The following is a 17,256-nucleotide window of genomic DNA, read 5'->3' as shown; positions in this document are numbered from 1 at the left end:
GGGCCGGAGTTCCCCCAGAATCAACCGGCGGTTGAAGCGATGTCTTCTGCGCCCCAACCGGCATGCGCATCGCCGCCGTCGCCCTCGCCGTGTTCCTCGGTTGGCCGTCCGCCGCCGCCTCCGCCTGCGGCGGCCTCGTCGCCCCCAACGGGACCGTTCGGCTACTGCGCACGGCCACGCTTGCCGCGTATGCCGACGGGGTCGAGCACTACGTCACCTCGTTCCAGTTCGCAGGCGGCGGCGCCGAGTTCGGGTCGATCGTGCCGCTGCCCGCGGTGCCCACCAAAGTGGAACGGGGCGGCGACTGGACGTTGCAGCGCCTCGACCGGGAGACGCAGCCGCCGGCCGACTCGTTCGTGGCGGGCACGGCTGCGGGAAACGCCGGGTCCGCCATGGTCGTCTACGAGACGCGCATCGACGCCCTCGACATCACCATCCTCAAGGGTGGCGCCCGTGAGGTCGGGACGTGGGCCAAGGACAACGGGTTCCAACTCACCCCCGACGCCCCCGAGGTGCTGGAGTTCTACGCCTTCCGCAGTCCTGTGTTCATGGCCGCCCGCTTCGACGCCAAGGCGGCCGAGGAGCGGGGCCAGCAAGTGGGCGACGGCACGCCCATCCACCTCACCATTCCCACCCGCAACCCGTGGGTGCCCCTGCGCATCCTCGGGTTGGGCCGTGGCACCGACGAACCGGTCGACGCCGACGTCTACCTGCTGACGCCGATGCGGCCGGCGCTGCTGCCGCTCGGTCGAAAGGGGGTCGACGTGGTACACGACGCCGAGGCCACCAGCGCGTTGTTGGCCGACCTGCGCTCCGACAAGGGCATGGAGTGGGTGCCGCAGAAGATGTGGCTGACCAAGGTCGCGGTGCGCACGCAGGCCGAGACCCTGCGCTTCGACCTCGCCGCGGATGCTTCGGGCCGCAACCGCCCGTCACACCTGGCCGCCGGACTGCCTCGCCCCAAGCAGCCGGCCACCACCACGACGACGACGACCGTTGCGACGACGACGACCACCACGGCGGTCGTGCTGACGGACTCGGTGCCCGAGGCGGCAGTGGACTCGGAAGTGGCCTCGTCCTCGCCGCCGTGGGGTGCGTTGCTGGTGCCGGCCTTGCTCACAGCCGTCGTTGCCGTGCTCGCCCTCCGGTCCCGCAGGCGGCGAGTGGCCTGACGGTAACGTCCGGCGCATGCCGGACGACGCACTGCCGCACTGGTTGTCGGACGAACGCAGGCCACCCACCGTCGACGCCATGCTGGGCGCCCTCGGCGGCTTGGTGGCGCTGTTCGGGGTCTCGTTGCTCCACGGCGAAGTGCCCGAAGACCACGCTCGGGCCGCCGGGTTGGCCCTGGCCCTTCTGACGCTGTTGGCCGGCTGCACCCTTTCTGTGCTGCAGCGGGCGCGTGCCCTCGGTGTGGCGGGCGTGGTGCTGGCCGCGGGCGCGGTGCTGCCCCTGTCCTTCCTCCTGGCCAACGACCCCGCCGCGGTCGAGTCCGACGGGGACGTCCTCGTCGCCGCCCTGCTGGCCTTGCTCCTGTGGTCGGTGTTGTTCGCCGTCGGGCCTGCGCGCGGGCACGGCGTGTTCCTCGGGTTGGCGTTGTTCGCGTTGTGGGTCGGCGTGCTGTCGCAGACGATCCCGGACGATGTGGGTTTCCCTTTCAGCCCGGTCCCGGGCCGTGAGATCCCGGCCCAGGAGATCCCGGACCGCCCGGTGCCCCTGCTGCCCGACGACGATTGGCCGGGGTTCGAGACAATCCCGCCGCCCCGCCTCGGTCCCGACCCGCGCCTCAACCCGCCCATGACGATCCCGCGGCCCCCGCCCGGGCGGCCGCGTTTCCCGTCGACGACCACCACGACGGGTGTCGAGCAGTCGCTGGGCGACGCCCGCCTGATCGCGGCGCAGGACTTCGAGTTCGACGCGCCGGAGCCGCCGCTCGCTCCCGCCGTGGTGTCGATGCTGTTTGCGCTCCTCTACCTGGGGGCCGCCTTCGTGCTCGACGGCGCCCGCCTGCGGCGACTGGCGTCGGCGTTCCTCGTGGTGGGGATCACCGCCGCCGCCGTGGGCTCGCTGTCGGCCGGGCCTCGACTGGGCGCCACAACGGCGTCGTCCTTGGCGCTGGTGTTCAGCTTGGTGGTCGTCGCCCTCGGGCTGTTCGCCACACGACGGCTGGTGGCGTGGCTGGGGGCGGGCACGGCGGCGTTGTCGCTCACCGCCACCGTCGCCTCGCTCCTCGAAGACTCCGCCACCGGCACCGCCCTCTGCCTGCTCGCCGTCGGCGCCGCCGTCGTGGGCCTCGGCGTCTCCGCGGGCGACCGCAACGACGCTCCCGCCTGAGTCGCCCCTTGTGGCGCCGCTACATCCCAACCTGGCAACTCAGCAGCCCTGGTGGTGGTGCGGGAGCGCATGGCACTTCGTGCATGCGACGCCGGGTGCGTGCGTACATCAGTTGCCACTTGTGCGCGCCGCTGCGTGCACAAGTGGCAACTCAGTAGCCCGGTGATGCAAGCACGGCCGGCTGGCGTGCAGCTCAGACCAACGTGCCCGGTGGTCGGGTGGTGCGGGTGCGGCCTCGTGGGTCGGTGATCACCAGGGTGCCGTCGGGCTTCAGCTTCTCGGACCAGCCCGGTTGGTGGCCCAAATGGTGGTGTCGGCTGCACTTGAGGACCAGGTTGTCCAAGCTGGTGGTGCCGCCGTCGTGCCACGGCATCACGTGATGCGCTTCGCACCACTGCGACGGACGGTCGCAGCCTTCGAACCGGCAGTGCCGGTCGCGCAGCACGAGCGCTGACCACAACGGGGCCGGGATCGTGCGCGTCGACGTGCCGTAGTCGAGGATCGTGCTGCGGCCGTCGCTGACCACCCGGTGGATCGCCGCATCGCACGCCAGCGCCTGCACCGACGCACCGTCGAGCAGCCCGCCACCGACGAAGCTGCCGCCCTTGCCGGCCAGCAGGGCGTCGTAGTCGACCACCACGTTGAGGTGCGGGCGGTGCCTTCCGCCGCGGCGACCGCTCTGGTGGTCGAGAAAGAACCTGCACACGTCGACCAGCGCGTCGGCTCGGCGCTGCGACGGCAACACGTCGGGGTCGTCGACCATGGCCAAGCGCAACGCCGTCGCCACGGTCTCGCCGCCCAGCGGGTCGAGCGAGCCCGTGAGTTCCCATTGGCGTCCAAGGTCTGGGACAGGTGCACGCCCTTTTCGAACGTGGGCTCGATGTCGAGCATCGACTTCCACTGCTGCATCGCCAGAGCGGTGTCGACTACCGACAGATCCATCAGCGCCGGGATGACGGTTGCCTCGTGTTCGCTGAACTCCGGCGTCGCATTGCGCACGATCGCTAGCACCTGGCCGCCCGACAGGGTCCCCGACAACCAGTACTCCGCGGTCATTGGTAGCTCTCGGAGACGACGAGCGGTCGAGGCCGTTGACTTGGCAGTGCTCGACGTCATGCCGGCGTGGTGTCGGAGCCAGGCCGTCATCGACGTCGCTCCGTCGAGCTCCCACAGTGCCTCGGCGTCGAACGCCGATCGCCCTCGACACCTTGGCGTTGAGCAGGTCGACCAGCTTCAGCACCTCGGCCAAGGCGTCGCCGTCGAGCGGAACTGCCAGCTTTTCGACGACGTTCCGCAGTTCTCCAACCACCCTCCGATCGTACACATGTTCGACTCATCAATCAAGCAAAAACCCTTAGAAACAAAGGGTTTTTACACCCCGAGTTGCAGCGACTCGGCGTAGGCCCGGGCGCCTTCGAGCGAGGCCTTGAACATGCGGGAGCCCACGCTGATACGCGCTACGCCCAACTCTCGCAACCGGGGGATCGGCGGTGCCGCGCTGCGCAGGTACACGTTCACGGGAGCACCCAAGCCGTCGACGAGAGCAGCGATCACCGACTCTTCGGCCTGGAAGATCGGGTACACGCACGTGGCACCGGCGTCGAGGTAGAGCCGGCCCCGCCGCAGCAACTCGTCGAGAACCGGCTCCATCACGTCGATGCGGGCGTTGACGATCACGCCGTGCCGGGCGACGGCGGCGATGCGCGCGGCCTGCACCTCGGCGTCGACCAGGCCACCCGCCCCGTGGTCGGTGTCCTCGTAGTTGCATCCCACCGCGCCGGTGGCCAACAGGCGCTCGGCGAACTCGTCGGGCGGCAGCCCGTAGCCCGCTTCCATGTCGGCCGTCACCGGCACCGACACGCCCGCCGCGATGCGGGCCACGGCGTCGAACGCCACCTGCGCCGGCATGGCCTGCCCGTCCTCGTACCCCAGCGACAGGGCGACAGCGGCGCTCGACGTGGCCACCGCCGGGAACCCCAGCCCCTCGGTCAGCTTGGCGCTCGCCACGTCCCACGCGTTGGCGAGCACCAGCGGCTCGCCGGGCATGTGCAGCGCACGCAGGCGGTCACGCACGGGGCTGGTAGTCGCCGACGGGCTCGGCGGCAGTGACGCCGAGGCGGTTCCAGGCATTGATGACCACCACGGCGTAGAGCAGCTTGCCCAGCTCGTCGTCGTCGAAGTGGCGCTTGGCCTCCTCCACCACCTCGTCGGGCACGTGGGTGTCGGCCACCAACGTGACCGATTCGGTGAACGCCAAGGCGGCCCGTTCCCGTTCGGTGAAGAACGGCGTCTCCCGCCACGCGCTCAGCGCGTAGAGGCGTTGTTCGGTCTCACCGGCGGCCCGAGCGTCCTTGGTGTGCATGTCGATGCAGTAGGCGCAGCCGTTGACCTGCGACGCCCGCACCTTCACCAGTTCGAGCAGCGACCGCTCCAGGCCGGAACGTCGCACGGCCTTCTCCAGGGCGAACATGGCGTTGATGCCGTCGGCGAACGCGTGATAGTCGACGCGTACAGTCATGGCGGCGATCGTAGGCAGCAGCAGCCGGGGAGGCGCAGTGAAAGATGTCTCAGGAGCGTGGGGTAAGCGGTTCGCCGCGTCGCCTGCCTCGGCCGTGCAGATGTACGAGGACGTCATGGTGCCGCGGCTGTTCGACCCGTGGGCGCACGTGCTGCTCGACGCCGTCGATGTGCGTGCCGGCGACGCCGTGCTCGACGTGGCCACCGGCCCTGGCACGGTGGCCCGGGTCGCCGCCAATCGGGGCGCCTCGGTGACGGCGTGCGATTTCAGCCCGGCCATGCTCGACATGGCGCGCAGCAAGTCGCCGGCCAACATCACCTATGTCGAGTCGCCCGCCGCACCGCTCGCTGTCGACGACCGATCGTTCGACGGACGCGACGCCGCGCTCACTCGCGACCTCGCACCGTTGACCGACGACGCCGTGCACGGCCCGGTCGTCGCCTTGATCGCCAAGGCTGTCCGCTGACCGACGACCTGCCCCGCCGCATGCTGGCCGAGTTCCTCGGCGCGGCCATGCTCGTCGCCGTGGTGGTCGGCTCCGGCATCGCTGCGGCGCGCCTGTCGCCCACCGACGTCGGCCTGCAACTGCTGGAGAACGCGATCGCCACCGCGGCGGGCCTCGTCGCCATCCTGCTCGCCTTTGGGCCGGTGTCGGGCGCCCACCTCAACCCGGCGGTCAGCGTGGCCGACTGGCTGCTGGGCGGGCTGACGACCCGCGCGCTGGCGGGCTACGTGGTCGCCCAGGTGAGCGGCTGCATCGTCGGCTGCGTCGTCGGCAACCTCATGTTCTCCGAGCCTGCAGTCGCCTTGTCGGAGAAGGCTCGCACCGGCGGCGGTCTCTGGCTGGCCGAGGGTGTCGCCACCTTCGGCCTCCTCGTGCTCGTCGTGGGGCTGGCCCGCACGGGCCGCCTGTCGGTGGCCCCGTTCGCAGTGGGTGCCTACATCGGCTCGGCCTACTTCTTCACCGCCTCGACCAGCTTCGCCAACCCGGCTGTCACCGTGGGCCGCATGTTCACCGATACGTTCGCAGGCATCGCCCCCTCTTCGGTGCCCGGGTTCGTCCTCGCACAGGCGGCGGGCGTGGTGGTCGCCTTGGCGGCGGTGCGAGCCCTGTACCCAGGCGACACCGCTGCCCTTGCCCAAGCCCCGGACGACGTGGAGGAACGATGAGCGAACGCCCCGAGGTGCTGTTCGTGTGCGTGCACAACGCGGGCCGGTCGCAGATGGCCGCGGCCCTGCTCGACCACCACGCCGGAGGCAGCGTCGTGGTGCGCTCGGCGGGCAGCGCGCCGGCCGACACCGTCAACCCCGCCGTGGTCGAGGTCATGGCCGAGGTGGGGCTCGACCTGTCGAAGGAGTTCCCCAAGCCCCTGACCGACGACGCCGTGCGGGCGGCCGACGTGGTCATCACCATGGGGTGCGGCGACGCCTGCCCCTTCTATCCCGGCAAGCGCTACCTCGACTGGCAGCTCGACGACCCCGCGGGCCGGCCCGCGGAAGCAGTGCGGGCCATCCGCGACGAGATCGACCGGCGGGTGCGCAGTCTGCTCGACGAACTTCGCACTGTTGCGTGACTGTTCACCTTCGGTTCACCTGACGGCAGCCACCTCGCCACCTCGCCTCCCTACCGTGCGAGGCATGAGGCTCCGAACCGCAGTACTCGCCTTGGCGCTGGTTGCCGGCGCATGTGGCACCGACAACAACACAACCGGCGCAACCGGCGCTCGCCAGGACTGCGCCCCGGGTTCCATCGCCGGGGCGGGCAGCACCTTCGTGCAGAACATCGTGCAGCAGTGGATCAAGGACTACGCGGCGGGGTGCCCCGGCGCCACCGTCAACTACCAGGGCGTCGGCTCCGGCGCCGGCATCCAGCAGTTTCTCGCCGGGACCGTCGACTTCGGCGCCACCGACGCGGTGATGAAGGCCGACGAGCAGTCGGCCGCCGTGGCCAAGGGCGGGCCTGTCTTGCACATCCCGTGGTCGGCGGGCGGCATCGCCGTGGAGTACAACCTCGACGGCGTCGACCTGCGGCTGTCGCCGGCGACGTTGGCCGGCATCTTCCAGGGCACGATCACCCGCTGGGACGACGCCGCCCTCAAGGCCGACAACCCCGGGGCGTCGCTTCCCGCCATCGGCATCCAAGTCGTGCACCGCTCCGACGGCTCGGGCACCACCGACGCCTTCACGTCGTACCTCAAGGCGGCGGCACCGGAGGTGTGGAAGGCAGGCTCGGGCAAGGACATACCGTGGCCGACCGGGCAGGGGGCCAAGGGCTCCGACGGCGTGACCGGCGCGGTCAAGCAGGCCAAGGGCGCCATCGGCTATGCCGAGGTCTCCTTCGCCGAGGGCAGCGGGCTCGGCATCGCCAAGATCAAGAACGCCGCCGGCAACTTCGTGGCCCCGACCGAGGAGACCGTGTCGGAGGCGCTCGACGGGGCGTCCACGCCCGACGACCTCAAGATCAAGGTCGACTTCACCACGACGGCGCCGAACGCCTATCCCATCTCCACGCCTACCTGGGTCATCGTGTTCCAGAAGCAGGCGAACGCGGCCAAGGGCGAGTTGATCAAGTCGTTCCTGCGCTACGCCCTCGACGACGGCCAGGAGACGGCGGGCCGGCTCTTCTACGCCCCGCTGCCCGACAGCTTGGCCCGCAAGGCCCGGGCTGCGGCCGAGTCGATCACCACGTGAGCACCCCGCTACCGTTCGCCGGCGAGGGGCCCGCCCCTCCCTTATGACGGCTACCACCACCCGCGCCCCCCGGTCCCGAAACGGCGACGCGCGCTTCCGGCGAACCATGACCGGAGCAGCGCTGTTCGTCCTCGTGTTGATCGCCGCCATCGCACTGTTCCTGTTGGCGCGCGCCGTGCCCGCCTTCCAGCGGGCCGGCTTCGGGTTCCTCACCGAGCGCGAGTGGTTCCCCGACACCGATCCACCGCGTTTCGGCATCGCCGCCCTGGCATTCGGCACGGTGCTGTCCTCCGTGCTGGCGCTGGTGATGGCCGTGCCGGTGGCGCTGTCGTGCGCGCTGTTCCTCACCGAACTGGCCCCCCGGCGGTTGGGGCAGGTGGTCGGTTGGTTGCTCGACCTGTTGGCCGCCGTGCCCTCGGTGGTCTACGGGCTGTGGGGCGTGTTCGTGCTCGTGCCCGCGTTGGTGCCCGTGCAGCGCAGCCTCGACCGCACGCTCGGCGGCGTGGTCCCGCTGTTCGACAGCCGCAACAACACCTACGGCCGTTCGGTCTTCGCGGCGTCGGTGGTGCTGGCGATCATGGTCCTGCCCATCGTCGCCGCCTTGGCCCGCGAGATCTTCCGGCAGGTGCCCCGCTCGCACCGGGAAGCAGCGTTCGCTCTCGGTGCCACCCGCTGGGAGGTCATCCGCCTGGCGGTCCTGCCCTACGGGCGCTCCGGCATCGTCGGAGCCGTGATGCTCGGCTTCGGCCGCGCCCTGGGCGAGACCATCGCCGTGGCGCTGGTGCTGGCTGCGTCGTTCGACATGAACCTGCACATCTTCGAGCCCGGCGGCAACACCATCGCCGCCAACATCGCCACCAAGTTCGGCGAGTCGGGCGTGGGCGGCCGGGAAGCGCTCATCGCCAGCGGCCTCGTGCTCTTCGCCATCACGCTGGTGGTCAACGTGGCGGCCCGGGGGATCGTCCACCGCAGCGCGGTAGCCGCCGAGGGCCGGCCGTGACCCGCCGACGCTTCGTCAACGCGCTGGCGTGCGGCCTGCTCGGCGCGGGTGTCGTGGTGGCCTTGATCCCGTTGGTGGCGGTGCTGGGCTACGTGGTGGCCCGGGGCAAGGACGCCTTTTCCATCGACTTCCTCTACCACTCGATGAAGGGCGTGGGGCCGCTCGATCGGGCGGGCGGCGCCTACCACGCCATCCTCGGCACCTTGGAGCAGGTGGCCATCGCCGCCGTGCTGGCCGTGCCGCTCGGGCTGGCCGTCGCCGTCTACATCGTGGAGTACGGCGGCACCCGCCTCGCCCGCACCGTCCGCTTCTTCGTCGATGTGATGACGGGAATCCCCTCGATCGTGGCCGGGCTGTTCATATTTGCCTTCTGGGTGCTCGGGCTGGGGCAGGGCTTCTCCGGCTTTGCCGCCGGGCTGGCCTTGGCGGTGTTGATGTTGCCCGTGGTCATCCGCTCGGCGGAGGAGATGTTGCGGTTGGTGCCCGACGACTTGCGCGAGGCCTCGTACGCACTGGGCATTCCCCGTTGGCGCACCACACTGTCGGTCGTGCTGCCGACCGCTTCGTCGGGCATCGTCACCGGCGTGATGCTGGCCATCGCCCGGGTGACGGGGGAGACGGCGCCGCTGCTGCTCACCGCCTTCGGCTTCGACGCCATTCGCCGTTCGCCGTTCGACGGCCCGCAGTCGGGCTTGCCCCTGTACGTGTTCTCACAGGCGGGTTCGTCGTTCGAGCCCGCCATCGAACGGGCGTGGGCCGGGGCACTCACCCTCATCGGCCTCGTCCTCATCCTCACCGTGGTGGCCCGCCTGGTGGCGGCGCGCACCCGCGTCCAGCAGAGCTAGGAGCCATGTCGAAGCGCATCGAAACCCGCGACCTGCGTGCCTGGTTCGGCTCGTTCCTCGCCATCGACGGCATCTCGTTGACCATCGAGCCCAAGCAGGTCACCGCCCTCATCGGGCCGTCAGGCTGCGGCAAGTCGACGTTCATCCGCACGTTGAACCGCATGCACGAGGTGATCCCGCGGGCGCGGGTGGAGGGCACCGCGCTGCTCGACGGCGACGACATCTACGACGCCTCCGTCGACGTGACCGAGCTGCGCCGCACAGTGGGCATGGTGTTCCAGCGGCCTAACCCGTTCCCCACCATGTCGATCCGCGACAACGTGGCCGCGGGGCTGCGCCTCAACGGCATGCGCCGCAAGGCCGACCTCGACGACGCGGTGGAGAAGTCGTTGCGGGGCGCGGGCTTGTGGGACGAGGTCAAGCACCGGCTCGACCGCCCGGGCGCGGGCTTGTCGGGCGGCCAGCAGCAGCGGTTGTGCATCGCCCGCGCCATCGCAGTGGAGCCCGAGGTGCTGTTGATGGACGAGCCGTGTTCGGCCCTCGACCCGGTGTCGACCTTGACCATCGAAGACCTCATCGTCGACCTCAAGGACGAGTACACGATCGTCGTCGTCACCCACAACATGCAGCAGGCGGCGCGCATCAGCGACATCACCGCCTTCTTCACCATCTCCGGCGCAGGTGAGCCCGGGCGGCTGATCGAGGTGGGCGAGACGTCGAAGATCTTCACCAAGCCCGACGACGAACGCACCGAGGCGTACATCACCGGGCGGTTCGGTTGAGGGCACGACGCCGGGCCGACGTTGCCGAGGCCACGGCGCTGGGCGCCAGCCGGTCGGCGGCCGCCGAGGCCGAGGCTCGGCGCCTGCGGGAGGCCATCGAACACCTCCCGGTGGGCGTGGTGGTGGTGGACGAGCACGGAATGGAAGTAGCGCGCAACGCCCGGGCGTCGGCCTTCGTGGGCGAGCGGCCCACCGACCTGTTGGTGGCCGACGTGGTGCGCCAGGTGCTGGCGACCGGGCGCGACGAACGGGTGGTGGAGTTGCTCGGTCCGCCCGCGCGCGTGTTGCGGGTGGTGGCCCAGCCGTTGCCGTCGGGAGGCACGGTGGCCTTCGTCGACGACGAGTCGGAACGGGCCCGGGTGGACGCCGTGCGCCGCGACTTCGTGGCCAACGTGAGCCACGAGCTGCGCACGCCGATCGGTGCCCTGAGCGTGTTGGCCGAGACCATGGCCGACGAGGACGACCCCGGCGTGTTGAAGCGGCTCGCCAACCGGCTGGCGGGCGAAGCCGACCGGGCCGCCGCCTTGGTGGCCGACCTGCTGGACCTGAGCCGCATCGAAGCGGCACCGTTGCCGATGGCGAAGGTGCGCATCGACGAGGTGGTCGACTCCGCCGTCGAGGTGGTACAGCCCATTGCGGAACGGGCGTCGATCTCGGTGGAGGTTGCCGCTGGTCCTGCGGTGTCGGTGCGCGGCGACCGCGACCAGTTGGTGTCGGCCGTGAGCAACCTGTTGCACAACGCCGTGCACTACTCCGACGCCGACAGTCGGGTCGACGTGTCGTACGGCGTCGAGGGCGGTTGGCTGTCGGTGGCGGTGCGCGACCGCGGCATCGGGATCCCGGCCAAGGATTTGGAGCGGGTGTTCGAGCGTTTCTATCGGGTCGACCGGGCGCGCAGCCGTCGTACCGGCGGTACCGGGCTGGGCCTGGCCATCGTGCGCCACGTGGCCACCAACCACGGGGGCGACGTGGAGGTCTCGTCGAGCGAGGGTGAGGGCTCCGTGTTCACGTTGCGATTGCCGGTCGATGGCTGAGCCCCGCTGCCGCGTGCTCGTGGTGGAGGACGAGGAGTCCTTCGTCGAGGCGCTGACAGTGGGGCTCAAGCGCGAAGGCTTCGACGTCACGGTGGCCCGCGACGGGCGCCAGGCCTTGGACGTGTTCGAGGCGGCCCGGCCCGACTTGGTGCTGCTCGACCTCATGCTGCCCGGGCTGTCGGGGATCGACGTGTGCCGCGAGCTGCGCCGCATCTCGCGCACGCCCGTGATCATGGTGACGGCCAAGGACTCCGAGGTCGACACGGTGGTGGGCCTGGAGGTGGGGGCCGACGACTACGTCACCAAGCCGTACCGGATGCGGGAGCTCGTAGCCCGGATGCGCGCCGTGCTGCGCCGGGCGAGCGCCGACGCCGACGGAGCTGCGGCAGTCGCCGAAGAGCACGAGGTCTTGGCGGCGGGCGAGGTCCGCCTCGACCTGGCGCGCCACGAGCTCACGGTGCGGGGCGAAGCGGTGCCGTTGCCGCGCAAGGAGTTCGAGGTGTTGGAGCTGTTGATGGAGAACGCCGGGCGGGTGCTCCCGCGCGAGTCGTTGCTCGACCGGGTGTGGGGGCACGACTACGTCGGCGACACCAAGACGCTCGACGTCCACATCAAGCGGATTCGGGGCAAGATCGAAGACGACCCTGCTCATCCGACGTACATCACGACGATCAGGGGTGTCGGCTATCGCTTCGAGGCGAGCCGACCGACCAGCGGGGAGAACCGGTGACCGAAACCAGGCGAGCGTTCCACGAAGAGCTCGACGAACTGCAGGCCGACGTGGTGCGGCTGGGTGCCATGGCGGGCGAGGCCATCCAGGCGGGCACCGATGCGTTCCTCGACGCCGACCTCAGTTCGGTCGAACGGCTCATTGCCAACGACAAGCCGATCGACGACCTCATGCACTCGATCGAGTCGCGCACGTACTTGTTGCTGGCCCGACAGCAGCCGATGGCCGTCGACCTGCGCACGCTCGTGACGGTGCTGCGAATTATCCACGAGATCGAGCGCACGGGCGACCTAATGGTGAACGTGGCCAAGGCGGCGCGGCGGCTCTACCCCTACGAGCTCGAGCCGAAGGTGCGCGGCATCGTGCACCGCATGCGCGAGCAGGCCGCCGTCCAGTTGAAGCTGGCCGTCGCCGCATTTGCCGAGCGCGACCCGGGCCGGGCCTCGGCGCTGAGCGACATGGACGACGTGATGGACGACCTGCAGAAGGACCTGTTCCGCACGATCTTCGCTTCCCAGGTCGACGACGAAGCGGGCATCCAGCGAGCGGTGCAGATCGCCTTGGTGGGCCGCTACTTCGAACGCATCGCCGACCACGCGGTGAACACGGGCGAGCGCGTGGCCTTCATGGTCACCGGGCAGTTCCCCGACGACTACCACCACGCCGAGGTGAAGCCGTCGGAGGATTGATGTCGCAGTAGTTACAAGCCCGCTCGTAACTACTGCGAAATCAATGAGTGATTCCCGGTCAGCGGTGCTCCACCGATCAACAGCCTGAACCCGGCGTCGAACGACTCCTGCCGCAGCAGCTCGCGGTAGCGGCGGTGCCACGCACCTGAGGCCAGGTCGTCGGCCAAGCGCTGCATGGGCGCCTGCAGGTCAAGAGCGGCCATGCCCGAGTTGGCCGCCTGCACGGCCGGGTCGAGGTACGCCTCGGGCCGTCGCCAGTGGGCGGGGAGCACGGCGTCGGTGAAGTCGGCGGGTAGGTGCAACGGCACGACGTACTCGGCATCGAGGGCATCGGCTGTCTCCGCCACCGTGAAATCGGGGAGCGGCATGTCGGGCAGGTAGTCGCGGACGAGCCAGAACTCCCGGTGCAGCGCGGGCTCGAAGGTCAGCACCACCCAACGCCGCGCCACCCGTCGCAGTTCGGCGCAGCCTGCGGCCCGGTCGCGCCAGTGGTGCAGGGTGAGGATCGCCATGGCCGCATCGAACGACCCATCGGCGAAGGGCAGCGCCTCGGCCACGCCCCGCACCACCGGTGCCGAGCCGGGCGCGCGCTGGGCGATCATCACCGTCGAGGGTTCCACCGCCACGACCGAACGGTCGTCGGGTTCGTACGAGCCCGCGCCTGCCCCGACGTCGACCACCGTGCGGGCCTCGGCTAACCCCCCGTGGATCACGCGGGCCCAGCGCGGGTCGGCGCGGCGCAGCGCCGAATACCCCTGCCCGATGACGTCGTAGTCGATACGCCGAACGCTACTCAGGCACGAAGATGCAGAACGGGTGGCCCGCCGGATCGGCGTAGACGTACAGGGGTTCGTCGGCGTCGTCGGAGCGGTCTTGCAACACGCGAGCGCCGAGCGACAACGCCCGGTCGTGCTGCACGGCGAGTTCCTCGACGCTGCCGACGCTGAAGTCGAGGTGCAACTGCTGCGGCACCGTCCCCTCGGGCCACGTGGCCGGCGCCAGGGCGGGCACCTCTTGGAAGGCCAGCCTGGTGCCGCCCGCCGGGTCGACCAGCACCAGCCCGCTCATGCGCCGCCGCCCTCGGCGTCGAGTGTGGCCCGCCACGCTGCCTTGCGAGCGTCTTCCGCCTCGAAGGTGTACGGCCGTTCGGCGTACGTCTGGGGGTCCCACTCGGATGCACCGGCGGCCAGCAGGTCGCCGCCGTAGACGTGCAGTCCCACCGTGTACACAGGCAGCGGGTTGGTCACCGTGTGGATCACGTCCTCGGCCAGCACGCCGACGTCTCCCTCGGAGAACACCCGCCCACCGACCCGCTCCAGCCCCCCGTCGGCGCGCTCGTAGAACACGTTCTCCTCCTGCCCCCGCACGGTCGCCACCACCGCCCACATGCGGTGCTCGTGGGGGTAGAAGGCGTAGTGGGGGAGGACCACCACTTTCACGATGGTGAGGTCGTCGTCGCGGTGCAGCGGCTCGCTGGCGTCGAAGGCACCCAGCGCCTCCGACAACTGCGGGTCGCGGAGCCAGCGTTCGACCACCTCGGCGACTGCGTCCTGCGTGCCCGCCGCCCGCACCTCGTCGACCAAACGCGCCCGCGCCGTCATCGCGCCATGATGCCGCAATGCTGACGTTGCGAGCGGGTGGGGCAGCGGTCGACCTCTACCCCGACGACGGCGGGCGCATCGGCCAGATCACCGCGGACGGCCGTCCCTTCCTGCGCCCCGACGAGGGCGAAGGCTGGGCGTACTGGGGGAGCTATCCGCTGCTCCCGTGGTGCAATCGCATCCCCGGCGGCGAGCTGCGTTTCGAGGGAAACGAGTACCGCCTCCCGGTCAACTGGCCCGACGGCACGGCCATCCACGGCCTCACCGCGTGGGAGCCGTGGCGGATCGACGCCGCCGACGACACGACAGCGGCGCTGAGCATCGACGTCGAGCAAAGCCCGTACAACGTCACCGGCCGCCAGCGCTTCACGCTTGCGGCGACGCATCTCGACCAGGTGCTCGAAGTGGTCAACAACGCCGAGCACCGGGTCCCCGTCGGCCTCGGCATCCATCCCTGGTTCGCCCTCGGCCCCGTGGCCCTGCCCGCCGAGCTGGTGTGGCCCGCGGTCGACTGCCTGCCAGTGGGCGCCCCCCGCTTCACCACAGGCGACGAAGACCTGCGCACGTCGACCCTTCCCGCCCCCATGGACACCTGTTTCACCGGCCTCACCGGTACGACAGCGCGCATCAGCGACCTCACCCTCGACTGGCGTGGCCCCGTCACCCAGCTCGTCGTCTACAGCGAGCGGCCGCCGTGGGTGTGCGTGGAGCCGGTCACCATGGCCAACGACGGCTTCCGACTCCACGACGCAGGCGTGCCCGGCAGCGGCACCCTCGTGCTCGACCCCGGCCACTCCGCTTCGGTCGAGTACCGCTTCTCATGGTGACCGAGCGCTCCTACTCCAAGGCCCTCGCTCTCGGCACCCACGCCTTCGTCGGCTACACCGACGTCGGCCGTTTGCTGCCCGCGGCGACCGCCGCCGGCTCGCTTGTGCTGGGGCTGGCGTTGGCGGTTCCCCTCATGCGGGTAGGTGAGTCGGCATGACCGGTTGGCTCGGAGACATCGAAGCAGCAACGAAGGACAACGAAACGTTCCGCACCGTGCTCTTCACGGGTTCGCACACGCAACTGACGGTGATGCGGCTGTTGCCCGGCGAGGAGATCGGCCGAGAGGTGCACCCCGACATCGACCAGTTCATCCGGGTCGAGGTGGGGCGGGCTCGGATCGAGCTCGGACCCGACGAGGAGACGATCGCCGAAACCCACGAGATAGAGGACGACTGGGCCGCCATCATCCCCGCGGGCACCTGGCACAACGTGGTGAACACGGGCGAGGGCGAGCTCAAGCTCTATTCGCTCTACTCACCGGCCGAGCACCCCGACGGCACCGTCCATCAGACGAAGGCCGAGGCCGACGCCGCCGAGGCCGAGCACCACTAGCGCGATTGGCTAACGGGTCAGCGCCCGCAACGAACAGATGTGGGCGGCCTGGTTGGCCTCCAGGCGGACGTAGGGCTGCGGGCCGCGCCACTCGAACGTCTGGCCGCTGAGTTCGTCGAACGCCTCGTAGGGGGCGTCCCACGGGAGGCCCAACAAGGCGAGGTCGAGCGTCACCACGCAGTCCTGGGTGTTGGACGGGTCGAGGTTCACCACCACCAGCACGATGTCCGAGCGGTCGTCGCTGTGCTTGGTGTAGGCGATGACTTGTTCGTTGGTGGTGTCGTGGAAGTGGATGTTGCGCAGCCGCTGCAGGGCCGGGTGCCGCCGGCGGATGCGGTTGACCTGGGTGATGAACGGCGCCAGTGAGTGCGGGGCGTCCCAGTCGCGGACCTTGATCTCGTACTTCTCGGGGAAGTCGTACTCCTCGTTGGCGTCCGACATGGGCTCGTTCTCCACCAGTTCGTAGCCCGAGTAGATGCCGTACGACGGCGACATGGTGGCGGCCAGCACCAGGCGCTGCTTGAACGCGGCGGGCGGCCCGTTGCGCAACGGCCCCGACAAGATGTCGTGGGTGTTGGGCCAGAAGTTGGGCCGCATGAAATCGGCCTTGGGGCCGTGCGCCAGTTCCTCGAGGTACGTGCGCAGGCCTTCCTCACCGTACTGGCCGGTGCGCCACGTGAAGTACGTGTAGCTCTGGCTGAAGCCGACCTCGGCCAGCTTGGCCATCATCTTCGGTCGGGTGAAGGCCTCGGCCAGGAAGAGCGTGTCGGGGTGGGTCTTCTGCACCTCGGGGATGACCCACTCCCAGAAGGCCAGGGGCTTGGTGTGGGGGTTGTCCACCCGGAAGATGCGGACGCCGTGGCCGATCCAGAAGTCGAAGATCTCCTTGCACGCCTGCCACAGGGCGTGCCGGTCCTTGTCGTGCTCGGGCCAGAAGTTGATCGGGTAGATGTCCTGGTACTTCTTGGGCGGGTTCTCGGCGTACTTGATGCTCCCGTCCGGCCGGCGGTGGAACCATTCGGGGTGCTCGGTCACCCACGGGTGGTCGGGCGAGCACTGGAGCGCGTAGTCGAGGGCGACCTCCATACCCAGCTTGTCCGCCGCGGCGACGAAAGCGTCGAAGTCCTCGATCGTGCCCAGGCTCGGCTCGACGGCGGTGTGGCCGCCTTCCGCGTTGCCGATGGCCCACGGACTGCCCGGATCCTTCTTGCCGGCGACCAGGGTGTGGTTGGGGCCCTTGCGGTGCGAGCGACCGATGGGATGGACCGGTGGCAGGTACACGATGTCGAACCCCATGGCAGCCACGTCGGGCAACCGGCTGCGGGCCGCCCGCTTGAGGCCGCCCTCGGAGCGGGGGAACAGCTCGTACCAGGCGCTGAACAGGGCCCGCTCGCGGTCGACCCAGAGCGGGAAGGGGCCGGTGGTGGTGAAATCGGTCGGCGTCCTGCCCGCCTTCTGCGCCTTCTTCTCGAGCTTGACCTCCTGCTGCTCGACGTCGACCGGCTCGCCGGCGGCCTCCTTGACCTCGATGTCGTGGGCCAGCGTGGCCAGCCGGTCGGTCCAGGCCTCGAGCACGTATTCGTGCAGGCCGAGGTCGGCGGGCTCGATCACTGCCTCCCACCTGTCGTTGTTCAGCTCCGCCATGGGCGCCT

Annotated in this window: 23 protein-coding genes; 16 read left to right on the top strand and 7 right to left on the bottom strand. The window is 69.9% G+C overall.

Annotated features, from left to right (window positions below):
- The first annotated feature begins 62 nt into the window (after positions 1 to 62).
- Together VM938_15240 and VM938_15235 are read left to right on the top strand one after the other, a co-directional pair.
- Positions 63 to 1,172, top strand: a complete 1,110-nt coding sequence (locus VM938_15240; GenBank protein ID HVF76389.1) for a DUF2330 domain-containing protein — start codon at positions 63 to 65, stop codon at positions 1,170 to 1,172.
- 16 nt (positions 1,173 to 1,188) lie between these two features.
- On the top strand, positions 1,189 to 2,334 hold the full coding sequence (locus tag VM938_15235; GenBank protein ID HVF76388.1) for a hypothetical protein: 1,146 nt from the start codon (positions 1,189 to 1,191) through the stop codon (positions 2,332 to 2,334).
- A gap of 193 nt (positions 2,335 to 2,527) precedes the next feature.
- Here VM938_15235 and VM938_15230 read toward each other — a convergent pair whose 3' ends face one another.
- A complete protein-coding gene (locus VM938_15230; protein HVF76387.1) occupies positions 2,528 to 3,121 on the bottom strand; it encodes an HNH endonuclease signature motif containing protein in 594 nt (197 codons plus the stop codon).
- A gap of 93 nt (positions 3,122 to 3,214) precedes the next feature.
- Between VM938_15230 and VM938_15225 the strand changes: the two genes are divergently transcribed.
- Positions 3,215 to 3,736: a hypothetical protein gene (locus VM938_15225; GenBank protein ID HVF76386.1), complete on the top strand. Its 522-nt coding sequence runs from the start codon at positions 3,215 to 3,217 to the stop codon at positions 3,734 to 3,736.
- Here the strand turns inward: VM938_15225 and VM938_15220 are convergent.
- Positions 3,706 to 4,407 (bottom strand): isocitrate lyase/phosphoenolpyruvate mutase family protein, encoded by a 702-nt coding sequence (locus VM938_15220; protein ID HVF76385.1) that lies wholly within the window; start codon positions 4,405 to 4,407, stop codon positions 3,706 to 3,708. The genes VM938_15225 and VM938_15220 overlap by 31 nt on opposite strands.
- Positions 4,400 to 4,852, bottom strand: a complete 453-nt coding sequence (locus tag VM938_15215) for a carboxymuconolactone decarboxylase family protein (protein ID HVF76384.1) — start codon at positions 4,850 to 4,852, stop codon at positions 4,400 to 4,402. The genes VM938_15220 and VM938_15215 overlap by 8 nt, the downstream gene beginning before the upstream one ends.
- Between VM938_15215 and VM938_15210 the strand changes: the two genes are divergently transcribed.
- The 10 genes from VM938_15210 to phoU all read left to right on the top strand — a co-directional run bounded on the left by VM938_15210 (position 4,851) and on the right by phoU (position 12,623).
- Entirely contained in the window at positions 4,851 to 5,318 is a 468-nt protein-coding gene (locus VM938_15210; protein HVF76383.1) for a methyltransferase domain-containing protein, read from the top strand. The genes VM938_15215 and VM938_15210 overlap by 2 nt on opposite strands.
- A 20-nt stretch (positions 5,319 to 5,338) precedes the next feature.
- The gene (locus tag VM938_15205; GenBank protein ID HVF76382.1) at positions 5,339 to 6,022 is read left to right on the top strand and encodes an MIP/aquaporin family protein; all 684 of its coding nucleotides are present in this window, start codon (positions 5,339 to 5,341) and stop codon (positions 6,020 to 6,022) included.
- Complete coding sequence (locus VM938_15200; protein HVF76381.1) at positions 6,019 to 6,426, top strand: arsenate reductase ArsC; 408 nt, start codon at positions 6,019 to 6,021, stop codon at positions 6,424 to 6,426. The genes VM938_15205 and VM938_15200 overlap by 4 nt, the downstream gene beginning before the upstream one ends.
- Before the next feature lie 64 nt (positions 6,427 to 6,490).
- Positions 6,491 to 7,543, top strand: coding sequence for a phosphate ABC transporter substrate-binding protein PstS (pstS, locus tag VM938_15195; GenBank protein HVF76380.1), 1,053 nt, complete (start codon positions 6,491 to 6,493; stop codon positions 7,541 to 7,543).
- Between the two features lie 106 nt (positions 7,544 to 7,649).
- Complete coding sequence (pstC, locus tag VM938_15190; GenBank protein HVF76379.1) at positions 7,650 to 8,543, top strand: phosphate ABC transporter permease subunit PstC; 894 nt, start codon at positions 7,650 to 7,652, stop codon at positions 8,541 to 8,543.
- Positions 8,540 to 9,388, top strand: a complete 849-nt coding sequence (gene pstA, locus VM938_15185) for a phosphate ABC transporter permease PstA (protein ID HVF76378.1) — start codon at positions 8,540 to 8,542, stop codon at positions 9,386 to 9,388. The genes pstC and pstA overlap by 4 nt, the downstream gene beginning before the upstream one ends.
- A 5-nt stretch (positions 9,389 to 9,393) precedes the next feature.
- The gene (gene pstB, locus VM938_15180) at positions 9,394 to 10,170 is read left to right on the top strand and encodes a phosphate ABC transporter ATP-binding protein PstB (protein HVF76377.1); all 777 of its coding nucleotides are present in this window, start codon (positions 9,394 to 9,396) and stop codon (positions 10,168 to 10,170) included.
- Positions 10,167 to 11,204 carry an ATP-binding protein gene (locus VM938_15175; protein ID HVF76376.1) on the top strand — a complete coding sequence of 346 codons (1,038 nt, stop codon included), beginning with the start codon at positions 10,167 to 10,169 and terminating at the stop codon, positions 11,202 to 11,204. The genes pstB and VM938_15175 overlap by 4 nt, the downstream gene beginning before the upstream one ends.
- Positions 11,197 to 11,934, top strand: a complete 738-nt coding sequence (locus VM938_15170) for a response regulator transcription factor (protein ID HVF76375.1) — start codon at positions 11,197 to 11,199, stop codon at positions 11,932 to 11,934. Before VM938_15175 ends, VM938_15170 begins: the two co-directional genes overlap by 8 nt.
- A complete protein-coding gene (gene phoU / locus VM938_15165) occupies positions 11,931 to 12,623 on the top strand; it encodes a phosphate signaling complex protein PhoU (GenBank protein ID HVF76374.1) in 693 nt (230 codons plus the stop codon). Before VM938_15170 ends, phoU begins: the two co-directional genes overlap by 4 nt.
- Positions 12,624 to 12,652: 29 nt before the next feature.
- Here the strand turns inward: phoU and VM938_15160 are convergent, their stop codons facing one another.
- The 3 genes from VM938_15160 to VM938_15150 all read right to left on the bottom strand — a co-directional run bounded on the left by VM938_15160 (position 12,653) and on the right by VM938_15150 (position 14,224).
- Complete coding sequence (locus tag VM938_15160; protein ID HVF76373.1) at positions 12,653 to 13,336, bottom strand: class I SAM-dependent methyltransferase; 684 nt, start codon at positions 13,334 to 13,336, stop codon at positions 12,653 to 12,655.
- 76 nt (positions 13,337 to 13,412) lie between these two features.
- Positions 13,413 to 13,691, bottom strand: a complete 279-nt coding sequence (locus VM938_15155; protein HVF76372.1) for a VOC family protein — start codon at positions 13,689 to 13,691, stop codon at positions 13,413 to 13,415.
- A complete protein-coding gene (locus VM938_15150; GenBank protein ID HVF76371.1) occupies positions 13,688 to 14,224 on the bottom strand; it encodes a hypothetical protein in 537 nt (178 codons plus the stop codon). Before VM938_15150 ends, VM938_15155 begins: the two co-directional genes overlap by 4 nt.
- A 17-nt stretch (positions 14,225 to 14,241) precedes the next feature.
- Here VM938_15150 and VM938_15145 point away from each other — a divergent pair, with 17 nt between their 5' ends.
- From VM938_15145 to VM938_15135, 3 genes are read left to right on the top strand one after another with little or no spacing between them, the layout of a single operon-like run.
- Positions 14,242 to 15,051: a hypothetical protein gene (locus VM938_15145; GenBank protein ID HVF76370.1), complete on the top strand. Its 810-nt coding sequence runs from the start codon at positions 14,242 to 14,244 to the stop codon at positions 15,049 to 15,051.
- Positions 15,048 to 15,209: a hypothetical protein gene (locus VM938_15140; protein HVF76369.1), complete on the top strand. Its 162-nt coding sequence runs from the start codon at positions 15,048 to 15,050 to the stop codon at positions 15,207 to 15,209. The genes VM938_15145 and VM938_15140 overlap by 4 nt, the downstream gene beginning before the upstream one ends.
- The gene (locus VM938_15135) at positions 15,206 to 15,604 is read left to right on the top strand and encodes a cupin domain-containing protein (GenBank protein HVF76368.1); all 399 of its coding nucleotides are present in this window, start codon (positions 15,206 to 15,208) and stop codon (positions 15,602 to 15,604) included. Before VM938_15140 ends, VM938_15135 begins: the two co-directional genes overlap by 4 nt.
- Before the next feature lie 9 nt (positions 15,605 to 15,613).
- On the opposite strand, the gene VM938_15130 is transcribed toward VM938_15135, so the two are convergent.
- Positions 15,614 to 17,256 (bottom strand): maltotransferase domain-containing protein (locus VM938_15130; GenBank protein HVF76367.1); only part of this gene is annotated, 1,643 nt, incomplete at its 5' end.

It is taken from the genome of Acidimicrobiales bacterium (assembly GCA_035536915.1).
Lineage (GTDB): Bacteria > Actinomycetota > Acidimicrobiia > Acidimicrobiales > JAHWLA01 > JAHWLA01.
The sequence above is the reverse complement of the archived record's forward strand: the minus strand, read 5'-3'. Positions and strand labels throughout refer to the sequence as shown.